The organism is Okeania hirsuta, from assembly GCF_003838195.1.
Lineage (GTDB): Bacteria > Cyanobacteriota > Cyanobacteriia > Cyanobacteriales > Microcoleaceae > Okeania > Okeania hirsuta.
Genome location: NZ_RCBY01000002.1, coordinates 16,184 through 29,688 on the forward strand (window position 1 = coordinate 16,184; position 13,505 = coordinate 29,688).

The window sequence follows — 13,505 nt, forward strand, 5'->3', positions numbered from 1 at the left end:
AAACCTAGAAAGCAAGGAAACTGAGAAAGGTGAAATAATACCAAATAGAAATTTGATTTTATTTCAAAAATTCTTGCAGTTTTACTTTAATCAGTAATACCCAGATTGTTGTTTCTGTCAGGATAGTAAAAGAAAATAATCTGAAAAATCTTTGACAGAATTTGAGCGTATCTCTCTACCTAAAATTTCCTCCACTCACAGAAAATTAATTGTCAAATCTGACTATTGCTCTATACACAATAATTAGAAAATACACCCATCTCCCTATCACCCCATCTCCCTATCACCCCACCTCCCCATCTCCCCATCTCCCTTTCAGCTATAATTACCAGGAATCCTCAACAAAAGAAAAAGCCTTACCCCATGCTAAAAAACGACCCACTTTGGTTCAAAGACGCCATAATTTATGAAGTACCAGTTCGAGCTTTCGCTGATAGTAACGGTGACGGTATTGGAGACCTTCAGGGACTTACAGAAAAATTAGACTATTTGCAAGACCTGGGAGTAACAGCAATTTGGACTCTACCATTTTTTCCCTCTCCCCTCAGAGACGATGGTTATGACATTGCTGACTATAGAAGTATTAACCCCATCTACGGCAACATAGAAGACTTTCAACAACTTCTAGATGCTGCCCATGACAGAGGAATTCGGGTCATTATCGAACTTGTAGTCAACCATACTTCTGACAAACACCCTTGGTTTCAAAGAGCACGTCGCGCTCCCAAAGGTAGTGTAGAAAGAGACTTTTATGTTTGGAGTGATAGTGCTGATAAATTCCCAGAAGTTCGGATTATTTTCCAAGACTTTGAAAATTCTAACTGGGCATGGGATTCTGTAGCTCAAGCTTACTATTGGCATCGCTTTTTTTATCATCAACCAGACCTAAACTACGAAAACCCTGCGGTACAAGATGCTGTTTTAGAGTTGGCAGACTTTTGGTTGAGCATGGGGGTTGATGGAATGCGCCTTGATGCGGTTCCCTATCTTTGTGTTGAAGAGGGTACTAACTGCGAAAACCTGCCAGGAACCCATGTCTTTCTGAAAAAGTTACGGGGGCACATAGATTCCAAATATCCCAACCGAATGTTATTAGCAGAGGCTAATCAATGGCCTGAAGATGCGGCTAAATATTATGGGGCGGGAGATGAATGTCACATGAATTTCCATTTCCCTTTGATGCCTCGTTTATTTATGGCTTTGCGGATGGAGGATAATTTTCCAATCTCTGATATTCTCAAACAAACTCCTTCTATTCCTAATAACTGTCAATGGGCTTTGTTTTTGCGTAACCATGATGAGTTGACTCTGGAAATGGTGAGCGATGAAGACCGAGATTATATGTATAAGGCTTATGCTCAAGACCCACAGGCTAGAATAAATTTGGGTATTCGTCGCCGTTTAGCGCCTCTATTGGGAAATGACCGTCGGCAAATAGAGTTGCTGAATAGTTTGTTGTTGTCTTTACCTGGGACTCCGGTTTTGTATTACGGTGATGAAATAGGTATGGGAGATAATATTTATTTGGGCGATCGCAATGGTGTACGGACTCCGATGCAATGGACTGCGGACCGGAATGCTGGTTTTAGTCGTACAAATCCACAAAAGTTATATGCTCCTGTTATTGTTGACCCTGAATACCATTACGAAACAATTAATGTGGAGGCTCAACAGGCTAATTCTAATTCTTTGTGGTGGTGGATGAAGCGTTTGATTTCTACCAGGGAACGTTTTCAAGCTTTTGGACGGGGTTCCTTTGAGTTGTTGCATCCGGAAAATAGGAAGGTCTTGGCTTTTACTCGTACTTATGCTGGTCAACATATTTTAGTAGTAGCTAATCTCTCTCGTTTCGTGCAAGTAGTAGAGTTAGATTTATCAGCTTTTAATGGTATGGTTCCTGTGGAAATTTTTGGTAGAACTAAGTTTCCAGCTATTGAAGAGCATCCATACTTTTTTAGTTTAAGTCCTTATGCTTTTTACTGGTTTACTTTACAACCACAACAAACTTATATTGAGACTCCAAAACCTCTAAGTAAACTTCCTGTTTTGACCGTAGCAGGTAATTGGAAAGATATATTTTCTCAGGCAGAAATCAAGAGTAGATTAGAGTCAACTTTACCTAATTATTTGAGCAGCTTCCCTTGGTTTGGAGGTAAAAATAAGGTGATTCAATCTACAGAAATTACAGAAGTTATTCCTATTGATTATCAACAAAAAGAAACTGCTTTAATATTTTTAGAATTTAATTATACAGAGGGGTCGCCAGAAACATATTTGATTGGTTTGAGCTATTTAATTCCCACAGAAATAACTCCTCAAATTCCTCGGGAACAGATTGTTGCAGAGTTGCAAATGCAGCAGCAAGAAAAGCCTGGAATTTTGTTTGATGTGTTGGGAGATAGAGATTTTTTAAATATGCCTTTTGATGCCATCGCCCAAAACCAAAAATATCACGGAAATAAAGGTGTTATTCGAGGAAAATCTAACGATGTATTAGCAGAGATGATGCAGACAAATACAGGGAATATTAATCCTCAGATTTCCTCAGAAAAACATGATAAAACTCTGATTAATTTCGGTACAGGATTAATGCTTAAGTTATTACGAAAACTAGAAATTGGTATTAATCCAGATTTAGAAGTTGGCAACTTCTTGACAAATAAATCTAGGTCTCAAAACTCAGAAATTTCAGGAAATATTTCTCAAATAGCAGGATATCTGGAATATCACCAACAGGGAACTAATTTAATAACCATTGGTATATTAGAACAATTTATTCCTGAAGCAATGGATTGTTGGTCTTATACTTCTGATATTTTGAGGGATTATTTTGATAGAATAATGGTGGAACAAACCTCTGTAAATGAGTTAGAAATTCCTCAGATTACTGTTAATAATGCTTTAAATATTGAAATCACTGAAGAAGTCTCCGACCTGATTGGTTCTTATATAAGTTTCGCTGAAAATTTAGGCAAAGTTACAGGAAATATTCATCATGCCTTAGCTTCTGATTTAGAGAATCCAAATTTTGCTCCCGAACAGTTTACACCTTTTTATCAAAGGTCGGTTTATCAGTATATGAGAAACCAGACAGGAAGAATTTTATTAAAGCTGAAAAAACACCTATCAGGATTTTCACAAGATAAACAACAATTAGCGAAAAATGTAATTAATCGTCAGGACCAAATTATGACACATTTAGGTTCTGTCGTAGAACGAAAAATTACTGCGATGCGTACTCGTTGCCATGGAGATTATCATTTAGAAAACGTTTTATTTACAGGTAAAGATTTTGTAGTTGTTAATTTTGAAGGGGAAGGTGTTCGACCTTTAAATGAACGTCGCATGAAGCGTTCCTTACTTCGAGATATAGCAATAATGTTAGAGTCATTTTATTATGCAGCTAACGTTGCTCTCCAGGAAGAAATTAAAAATGGAATGATTCGTCCTGAAAATTTGCTTGCCATGGAACAATGGTCTACATTTTGGTATAGCTGGGTGAGCATATCTTTTTTAAAAGCTTACCTCAACAATACAATGTCAAGTTCATTCTTGCCAAAAACTGAAGAGGAAATACAGGTACTTTTAGATGTTTATCTCTTAGAAAAAGTTGTTTATGAACTTGATTATGAACTGAATTATCGTCCTGAATGGGTGGAAATTCCTTTGGCACGAATTCAACAGTTAATTCCATGATTGATCGAGAAAGAATTCAGGAGTCAGTCCTCAGAAGTCAGAAGTTGTTTTTATAACGGGGATCTGAGCAAGTCTCCAAAAAGATTTCGCCAATCAAAGCGGGGTTGCGCGACCCAATTATTTTGATAAATAAATGGGTTTAATATCCCCACTAAGTTTGATGATTTGCTGGTACTCAATTAGTTGCGGGTCTGAATACCACTAATTGATTCAGACTCCTTCTTCAAGTCAAAAAAACTTTTATTATACCAATTCTCATGCATTAATGCTATACTAAGGTGACGCTTCATTTATTAAATAGGGTTTGCTGAATAAAGTCTTTTTGCTGGGGTAGGAGACAACCCACCCCTAACTCCTCCCAGGAGGGGAAGACATCTATACTGGAGACAGGAGAAATGGGTCGGGAGCGAGGAAGTAGGAGTAAGAATTGTCAGAATGATTTTTCTGCCCAACTTTGAACCTAAAATACGCCCCATGCATGAGCGTTTTAGACGTGATACCAGGTACTTTTTTCGACCCCAAAAAGGCTAAATTCTTTATATTTCAATGCTTTTAGATTTAATCAGCAAGCCCTAAATAATTAATACAGACAAAGTCCCTTTTTGCTAATTAACAACTCCGTTAATGTTAATTATTCTTATGTTTATTTCTCCCTGTACGGACGTTGCATGCAACATCCCTACCTACTCCCTTACTCAAGAAAATGTAGAAAAATTTTTGAGAAATGGTATTATTTAGAGCCAATTTAGGAATAATAGCTGTGAGTTGATTTTCCAACAAATTTATTAATACTCAATCACAAATTTTGCTAAATTATATCCTTAATAAATGGTTTATTTGACTTGCCATTTATTAGGGATTCATACAACTATTATTTTGCATAAGATGTTTGCATTAACACGATTAGATAAAACTTATCAATAAAATAATTTTATGGCAAGATATATACTGTATTAATTAGCAACATTGTAGTGCTAAAATAAAAGTAAAGTATATAAAAATTGGGATATTAAATATATTAGGTGGATAATAAACATCAAAATGGGACAAAAAGCCTTCAACTAAACTCTATGAAATTGAATTTCGCAGGCACTACTGATAAAGGTTGTATTCGCTCAGTTAATCAAGATTCTTATTACATAGACCCTGAAGGACGATTTTTTATTGTTGCTGATGGTATGGGAGGACATGCAGGTGGCCAAGAAGCTAGTAGAATTGCTGCGGAAGTAATTAAAAATTATCTTGTTAGCCATTGGCAGGATGTTATAGAATCATCAAAATTGTTAGAAGATGCTTTTCTCAAAGCCAATGAAGCCATTTTATACGACCAACTAGAAAACCCAGAACGTTCAGATATGGGCACCACCGCAGTAGTTGTTATCTTCCGAGAACAAGAACATTGGTGTGCAAATGTAGGTGACTCTCGCTTCTATCGACTTCGAGACCAAAACTTAGAACAAATTACAGAAGACCAAACTTGGGTAGCTCAAGCAGTGAGACAGAATGCTTTAACTCCCGAACAAGCTAGAGTACATCCTTGGCGTCATGTACTATCTCAATGTTTAGGTAGGAAAGATATGGGTAAAGTAGACACCTTATCTATTGATATTCAAACAGGCGATCGCCTATTACTCTGTAGTGATGGATTAACAGAAGATTTATCTGACACGGTAATTGCCCCCATGTTAAGTTCTAGTGATGATTGTGAACCTATTGCTCAAGAACTTGTAGATGCAGCTAAAGATCGAGGAGGTCGCGATAATATCACAGTAGTAATTGTCATTGTTGGTAATGAAAAATGACCAAAATTATTGGTTTGATTAGTGGCACTTCTGTCGATGGTATAGATGCAGCTTTAGTTGATGTTGCTGGTGGTCAAACAAATTTAAAAGTTGAACTGCTAGCAGCAACTACTTATCCCTACTCAGAAAAATTACGCTCCCAAATTCTTAGTGTTTGTGGCGGTGCATCTCTGTCAATAGCTGAATTGGCAGAACTTGATGATGCTATTGCCCAAGAATTTGCCCAAGCAGCATTTACAATTAATCAAAAAAGCGATCAAAAAGCAGAAATTATTGGCTCTCACGGTCAAACTGTTTATCACCGTCCACCATCTCAACAATTAGGTTATAGCCTTCAGTTAGGACGTGGTGAAGTAATTGCTAACATCACAGGTATTCCCACTATTAGTAATTTTCGAGCTGCTGATATTGCTGCAGGAGGTCAAGGTGCACCCTTAGTTCCTTGTGTAGATATTCATTTACTGAGCCACCCTGAATATAATCGCTGCATTCAAAATTTAGGTGGAATAGGAAATGTCGCTTATATTAAAAGTCAAAAATCACCATACCTCAAAAATAGTATTTTAGGTTGGGATACAGGTCCGAGTAATACACTATTAGATTTAGCAGTACAACACCTTTCTCAAGGTAGGAAAACCTACGATAAAAATGGAGAATGGGCAGCCAGTGGAATACCATGTCAAGACTTAGTAGAAAAATGGTTAAAACAAGACTTTTTCCAACAAAAACCACCAAAATCTACAGGTAGAGAATTATTTGGCAAAGACTATTTATTTAACTGTCTTGCTGATGGAGAAAATTATAATTTAAGTGCTGCTGATATACTAGCAACTCTCACAGAATTAACAGCAGCTTCTATTAATCATAGCTATCGAAATTTTTTGCCAAATTTACCAGATCAAATATTATTATGTGGTGGTGGTAGTCATAATTTATATTTAAAAGAACGGATACAGAATTTATTAGTACCAATTCCAGTAATTACCACTGCTGAAGTAGGTGTAGATGTAGATTTTAAAGAAGCGATCGCCTTTGCAGTTTTAGCTTATTGGCGTTCTTTAGAAATTCCCAGTAATTTGCCAGAAGTTACCGGAGCTAAAGCCAAAGTAATGTTAGGAGAAATTCATCAACCAATTATTTAATTAGGAGTCAGGGAGTCAGGGAGTGGCTCACACGGATTATGGCACGGATATACGGATTAGGTCAGGGAGTAGGGGAGATTAGAGGGTGCATCTCATCGCAAGCAAAAATACTTTTTTCCTATATATTCCCTATTCCCTATTCCCTGTTGCCTAAAAGGGATAAATTTTTGGTTTTATTCATACATTGAGATGCACCCAGATTGGATATTGAAGTAATTATAGAATTATCCACGTATACTATTAGGACTTACGCAGATACGCTATATATAGCGCTCAAAACTATTGTCCAACAGTTACTTTACTCTATAAATAGTGCCTTTCCGTAAGTCCTGACTATATAACCGGATTTTAGATTACGCAGTAATATTATGTCTGGATAATTAGTGATAAAAAAACTTTCCCCTTTAGCGATAGCCAATACCATTTGCCCCTACAGATGGTGGTTTAAAAGTCAATTTGCATAAGTCCTGAATAAAAAATAAAATCAATTATCCCACTGTTATTCATCAATTATTTCCCCCTACTTTGTACGGACGTTGCATACAACCTCCCTACTACGTTCTTACCGAATAATTAATAATTAATAATTAATAATTAAATAATCCTGGTTTAAAGCCTCCCCTTTTAAGGGAAAAAAAGTGCTAGGATATTTCCTTATATTCAATTCCGTAACTGTTTTAACCAGAGGTAATTATCAATTATCAATTATCAATTATCCATTATCAATTAATTACTCCCTCTTTTCTAGAAATGTCTAATGAAAACAACCGATTATTTTCAAAGATTATCTCAATATAATCAATGGATGAACGAAAAAATTTACCAAGTTTGTGCATCCATACCCGATGAAATACGCCGGGAAGATAAGAGAGCATTTTTTAATTCAATTCACGGCACACTCAACCATATTTTGTTAGCAGATAAATTGTGGTTAAGTCGTTTTGAAAATTATAATTTTGAAATTGAATCTTTAAGACAAGAATTAATTTATGAATTCGATTTATTATGGGAAGAACGTCAAAAAACAGACAAAGAAATTCAGAGTTATATTGATTCGTTAACAGATGAAAAATTGTCTGAAACTTTGACTTTTACAAGTAGGTCTCAGAAACGAGAATGTACATTTCCAGTTTGGTTCTTACTCTTACATTTTTTCAATCATCAAACTCATCATCGCGGTCAACTTACTACTTTAATTAGTCAATGTGGCAAAGATTTCGGAGTAACAGATTTATTGTGGTTACCAGAAGCTGAATTATAACGAAGTCAGAAGTCAGAAGTCAGAAGTCAGAAGTTGTTTTTGTAACGGAGATTTAAGCAAGTCTCCAAAAACATTTTGCCTTAAAAGGCGGAGTTTTAGACCCAATTATTTTGATAAAAAAATTTATTTTGGTAATAAATAAGAAACATAGCTTCCCTATGATTTACTTCCTCTTTTTGTAACCCTACAATTTATTCCGCAAATATGCCAAGCTAGATTTAGTATTAATTTATATCTAACCTAATTAATATTATGTGCCCTTTCCAGGGGAGCTACGCTATTAGTAGAACAGTTATAATTAGGCTATTATTAGGGCTAAAGCCCAACTAGAAAAAGCTCCCCCGGAGGGGTACACCCTCGACTCTAAACTGAAAAATTTAAAACTATAATTTCATTAACTTTACCTCTTTTCAAACCTTTAGAATTGATATTTCGTGCTGCCTTAACTATGTGAATTTTATCATGATAATCTTGATATAAATCCATAATAAAACCAGTCTGAGAATTACTCAACATAACTCGACAACCTCTCTCTGTTAAATTATCAACAACTTCCTTCAATCTTTCCTGTTCATTCCGGTTAAAACCATTAGCATCATATCCAGTAAAAGATGCTGTATCAGAAACTGGGTCATAAGGTGGATCGAAATAGATAAAATCACCTTTTTTTGCCTTCTTAACAGCCTCTGCAAAATCCATATTTAATAGTTTTACTTGAGGTTTGTTTAAATATTTACTAACAGCTTTTAAAACATCTTCATCTAATATTTTAGGTTTTTTGTATTTGCCAAAAGGAACATTGAATTGACCTTGAGAATTCACTCTAAATAAACCGTTGTAACAAGTTTTATTCAAATAGATAATTCTGGCAGCCCTTTCTACTGCTGACAAACTTTTATATTTAGACATACGGTCTAAATTTCTTACTTCATAATAATAATCTGGACTATTTTTTTCTTGATGTTTTTTTAACTCCACAATTAAATCATCCAATGAATCTTTAACTACCTGGTAACAGTTAATTAATTCCGGATTTTTATCGTTAATAACTGCCCTAGTTGATTGTAGCTCAAATAAAAGCGCTCCACCTCCAATGAAAGGTTCATAATAGGTATGCTTTTTTAGAGATTTTTCATCAATATATTTGATTAACTCAGGCAATAATTGTCTTTGTTAGAGTCGAATGGGATATCACTATCCCAAACTCTCCTTCAGAACCGAACATGAAAGTTCCCCTTCATTCAGCTCCTCCTAGCTAGTTTGACTTGCGATCGCGACTACCATCTTGAAAAATTTTCTGATGATGGCAGTAATTGTGCAGGAATTTTTTGTTAGCCATATTGTTTTTACCCTCTAAATATTAGAGAGTTATATGGTCTATTTCCAGGTTGTCTTCACTGGTAAAATACTAGGGAATTATAGGGAATTATATGGTTTATTTCCAGGTTGTCTTCACTGGTAATTATGTAGAATCCGGTTATATAATACCTATGTTTATAATTCTATAATTACTCTCCCACTCCCTGTAGGGACGTTGCATGCAACGTCCCTACCCACTCCCTGACCTATCCGTATATCCGTGCCATAATCAGTGTGAGCAACTCCCCCACTCCCTGACCTATCCGTATATCCGTGCCATAATCAGTGTGAGCAACTCTCCTTATGGTTTCGCAATACTTTCCCGTCTGGTGTGATAAACTTCCATCCTTGTCCCTTATCAACTCCCCAATATTTGTTTACAGTATGCTTTTTACCCTGCATGGAGGCACGATAGTATCCCCATCTGAGAAGTTGATGGAATAAGATATTATCCATCTTTGCGAAGACTCTTGAACTTACCACAGAGTCATAATAATTGCTCCACTCCCTTATTTTAGGTGTTAGCACTTCTATTAATTTCTCTTGCGCTGCATTGCGATACAGTCGAATTGTATGTTTTAGGACTCTGGTATGGCGTTTGATAGCTTCCTTTGTAGGTTTTATGAGAGTTTTAAACCCTAGTTTGTTACCATTTCCATCCGTTGCACTGTTTATATCTTTGACTGGATATTGCCTAACATTAAACCCTAGATAGTCAAATCCTGTCTGAACTTTTCCATCTCCTAGAGTGTGAGCAATTCTTGTTGTTGAGTCTTTGAGTTTTAGACCAATATTTTCCAAGTAGTCATTGATAATTTCCAGGCATTCCTCTATCACCTTTTTGCTTTCGTGCAAGATAACAAAATTACCCGCATATCTATGGAATAGAGGTGGATTGAAATTGATATCAGGTTGTATCCCATAGGTGGTATTTTTCTCAGAAAATACCTCTTGTAATGCTTCCTGCATTCCATGTAAAGCTATGTTAGCTAATAACGGAGAAATTACACCACCTTTTGCAGTACCATTTTCGGCTTTGTAGAAGACATCCTTTTCAATAACCCCTGCTTTAAGCCATGCCTTAATTTGACGACGCATAGCTGGATAAGTATTGAGTTTATCCAATAATCTTCCATGGTTTATTTGGTCGAAGCACTGCTCTATTTCAGCACCTAGAACATAGTAACTTGTTTTTTTGATGTCACTATAGATAGCTGTGATCGCATCTTTAGCACTTTTTCCCGGTCTGAAACCATAAGAGTTAGCTTCAAACCTTGCTTCCCATTCTGGTTCTAGAGCTATTTTAGCTAATACCTGTTTAGACCAATCTTCCATGGTGGGTATTCCGAATGGTATTTTCTCCTGTTTGTTTCGCTGAGGAATTTCAATCCTGCGGACAGGTTGAGCTTTGCCATCCAGTTGAATTTTTTGGGCTATTTGAGCTATTCCATCAATTCCTGGAGTATTTTGTCGGGTAATATTGGACTGTGTTACTTTCCTGACTGCGAGTAGTTTAGCTGATTTAGACTTTACCAGTAATTTCTGTAGTTTCCTGACAGTTTTGGTATCACCATTTAGCGACGCTTTGTAGATTCTTTTCTGAAGGCGAAATACTGCTCTATTAACCGATTTCCAGTTAATATCACTCCATTTCATTTCCACCGTAGTTGTTTCACTCGTATTGGTCATTTTGCCTCTTACTTAGTTTCTACTCTCTAGACTTAGGGATGTCCGTCTGCATATCCTGGAAATTACTCCAGACATTAGCTTTTGACATCATCCTTCCCCAATAAAGTTTATAGCTTGGCTGCCTACTCAATGAGAACTTTATTCGGGTTACTTCGTTCCGTAGAGGTTTTGTCTGGTCGGGTTGGGTTCTGACTATACGCCGAGGAATGCTCTTATCGGTAAGAGAAGGATGTTAATCAGAAAGAGGAAATTCTCTGATTCTCATTCCTATAGCAGGGAACAGGGAACAGGGAACAGGGAACAGGGAACAGGGAACAGTAGGAAAAAAATTTCCCTGTCTAAAGATCATTATCAAAATCATAAGGGTCGCGCAACCCCGCCTTGATTGGCGCAATATTTTTGGAGAGTTGCTCAAATCCCCGTTACAAAAATAACTTTTGACTTCTGAGTTCTGAGTTCTGAGTTCTGACTTCGTTAACAGTCTATGTCCGCACCCCATCTGTCTATTGCTATATTTGGATAGAGACTTGACCTATCGTATCTCCATCTTGGACTAACGACGCTTCCAATCATCAGTTCACAAATGTTAACCCTTTCGACCTCCCTCGCAGGGATTTAACCTAGATAGTTTAGTTATTACCTGCTTTTTATCCCGCTTCACTAATTCGAGCGCCACTCTCCTTAATGGGGATAATGGATTCAATCGAACATCTCGATGCTAGGACTTAAACCTAGAAACTCTCTACAGTTGTAGTTGATCTAAAAAAATCAACCCAGGTCATCCCCCGCTCCTAAAAGCAGTTTCGACCTAACGAATCGCACTACCTCCTGCCCATTTTAAAAAAGGTCTAGCTACTGAATTTTTGCTCACTCAAAAACCTCTATAAATCTAAGAAAGAAAATTATATAGCAGGGAACAGGGAACAGGGAACAGGGAACAGTTGGAAAAACATTTTCTAGTCTAAGATTCGTCATTATCAGGACTTACGCAAATTAACTTTTAAAGTACCATTTGTAGGGGCGAATGGTATTGGCTAACGCCAAGCTCCGAATGGCGCCCTTGCTATATGTAGAGTCTCTGCGCAAGTCCTACAAATTAAATGTTTGTAGTGCGGACATCTTGCCCGCGATGGGTGTATCTCACACTTAGTGGAATCTGCTGTATCAAAAGCTTAAAACTCAGACAATGCCAGATTTTTCCTTATTCCTTCTGCTATACAATCAAAAAACAGGGAATTGGTCTGCTATTTTCCCTGCCAATTCCCTCAATATTTTGTATTTGTTATTACTGAGTTCTTAGTCTGCAAAATTGTAACTTTACGGATCTACTGACTTGTCTGTACTATCCTTTGATAAATCTGATTCTAAATTCTTATTTTCAGATTTTTCCTCAGAAGAAATGGAAGTACCTTTTACTTCCAATTTTTCACTATCTTGAGTAGTTATTTCGTCTGATGACACCGAACTATCTTGAGTTTCAATACTTTGTGTATTAGTCTCTAAAATAGCTTTTTCGGAATCCGTAGATGTATAATTTATATCTGAAGATATAGTTGATTCTTCCTCAACTTCTTCCAAAGTAGTCTCTTTTTGTACATCAGATACAACAGGTGCTTCTTTATCTACTAAAAGTTCTGGATCAGATGAATTTTCTTTTCCATCACTAACTAAACTATTAACCTCAGAAGTAACTTCTTCACTAGAGACTAATTCTTCTGTCTCAACTTGATTTTCTTTGGATACTAAGTCAGAATTTGTATCTGTATTTTTACTATCTTTACCTTGAATTGCATTTTTAATATTACTCAATAGACCACTAACAGGTGTCAATAACTGAGAAAAACCACCACCTTTTTTAGATGAACTTTTCTGTGAATTCTGGGGTGTTTCTGAAACATCTTTCGTCGTATCTGTTATGACATTTTGTTCTGCCATATTTGTAACTGCATCTACCTCAGAATCTTTTGTTATATTGCTTGAATCTAAATTAGTTTCAGATGATACTAATTCAGATTCAGTTTCCGCAGGTTTAACTTCATTTTCTTCCTCTTGAATAGAGGTAGCTATTTCCGTAATATCTGATTTTGAGATAGTGTCTACTTCTTCTGTAGATGGTGCTTGAGGAACAGTAGTTGATTGTTCTTGAGTTTTATCTTTAGTACCTTTCTGAGTAGATATTTTTGTTTGCTCTACTACTGGAGTAACTTGGCGACGCAATGTCAGGGTTTGCCAACCAAAATAACCCAATAAAGCTACACTTGCCATTTGACCCAATAACACTGCACCTGTAATTCTACCTGCACAGAACCATAATACTAAGCCATAGAAAAGACCTAAACCACTCCAGATAAAATCATTTTTTCGATGGACTTCTGGAAAGAAAAAGGCCACCAGATATAAGGCTAAACTACCAAGACCAACAGTTAAGGCCAGTATTTTTGTCAGCATAAGTTGATGTACTCCCACTATATGTTTGGTATATGGGGTAATTTTATCGTTCAATAACTCCTGCTATAGCAGAAGGAAGAAGGAAGAAGGAATTTGGTTATCTATAGC

Annotated in this window: 7 protein-coding genes; 4 read left to right on the forward strand and 3 right to left on the reverse strand. The window is 36.5% G+C overall.

The window, feature by feature from the left end; genetic code table 11:
- Positions 1 to 363: 363 nt before the first annotated feature.
- The 4 genes from treS to D5R40_RS00515 all read left to right on the forward strand — a co-directional run bounded on the left by treS (position 364) and on the right by D5R40_RS00515 (position 7,901).
- Positions 364 to 3,696 (forward strand): maltose alpha-D-glucosyltransferase, encoded by a 3,333-nt coding sequence (gene treS / locus D5R40_RS00500; protein ID WP_124154114.1) that lies wholly within the window; start codon positions 364 to 366, stop codon positions 3,694 to 3,696.
- A gap of 1,070 nt (positions 3,697 to 4,766) precedes the next feature.
- A complete protein-coding gene (locus D5R40_RS00505) occupies positions 4,767 to 5,498 on the forward strand; it encodes a Stp1/IreP family PP2C-type Ser/Thr phosphatase (protein WP_124154115.1) in 732 nt (243 codons plus the stop codon).
- Complete coding sequence (locus tag D5R40_RS00510) at positions 5,495 to 6,640, forward strand: anhydro-N-acetylmuramic acid kinase (protein WP_124154116.1); 1,146 nt, start codon at positions 5,495 to 5,497, stop codon at positions 6,638 to 6,640. The genes D5R40_RS00505 and D5R40_RS00510 overlap by 4 nt, the downstream gene beginning before the upstream one ends.
- A 757-nt stretch (positions 6,641 to 7,397) precedes the next feature.
- Positions 7,398 to 7,901 carry a DinB family protein gene (locus tag D5R40_RS00515; RefSeq protein ID WP_124146168.1) on the forward strand — a complete coding sequence of 168 codons (504 nt, stop codon included), beginning with the start codon at positions 7,398 to 7,400 and terminating at the stop codon, positions 7,899 to 7,901.
- A 363-nt stretch (positions 7,902 to 8,264) separates the two neighbouring features.
- On the opposite strand, the gene D5R40_RS00520 is transcribed toward D5R40_RS00515, so the two are convergent.
- The 3 genes from D5R40_RS00520 to D5R40_RS38920 all read right to left on the reverse strand — a co-directional run bounded on the left by D5R40_RS00520 (position 8,265) and on the right by D5R40_RS38920 (position 13,451).
- Positions 8,265 to 9,062, reverse strand: coding sequence for a DNA adenine methylase (locus D5R40_RS00520; RefSeq protein ID WP_124146169.1), 798 nt, complete (start codon positions 9,060 to 9,062; stop codon positions 8,265 to 8,267).
- 480 nt (positions 9,063 to 9,542) lie between these two features.
- Positions 9,543 to 10,949, reverse strand: a complete 1,407-nt coding sequence (locus tag D5R40_RS00525; protein ID WP_124146170.1) for a reverse transcriptase N-terminal domain-containing protein — start codon at positions 10,947 to 10,949, stop codon at positions 9,543 to 9,545.
- A gap of 1,317 nt (positions 10,950 to 12,266) precedes the next feature.
- A complete protein-coding gene (locus tag D5R40_RS38920) occupies positions 12,267 to 13,451 on the reverse strand; it encodes a Ycf66 family protein (protein WP_240039078.1) in 1,185 nt (394 codons plus the stop codon).
- Between the last annotated feature and the right edge of the window lie 54 nt (positions 13,452 to 13,505).

What these genes read in the sequence shown, in the direction of transcription:
- D5R40_RS00505 (WP_124154115.1), top strand. Translation starts at nt 4,767, where the DNA reads ATGAAATTGAATTTCGCAGGCACTACTGATAAAGGTTGTATTCGCTCA.
- treS (WP_124154114.1), top strand. Translation starts at nt 364, where the DNA reads ATGCTAAAAAACGACCCACTTTGGTTCAAAGACGCCATAATTTATGAA.
- D5R40_RS00510 (WP_124154116.1), top strand. Translation starts at nt 5,495, where the DNA reads ATGACCAAAATTATTGGTTTGATTAGTGGCACTTCTGTCGATGGTATA.
- D5R40_RS00515 (WP_124146168.1), top strand. Translation starts at nt 7,398, where the DNA reads ATGAAAACAACCGATTATTTTCAAAGATTATCTCAATATAATCAATGG.
- D5R40_RS00525 (WP_124146170.1), bottom strand. Translation starts at nt 10,949, where the DNA reads ATGACCAATACGAGTGAAACAACTACGGTGGAAATGAAATGGAGTGAT.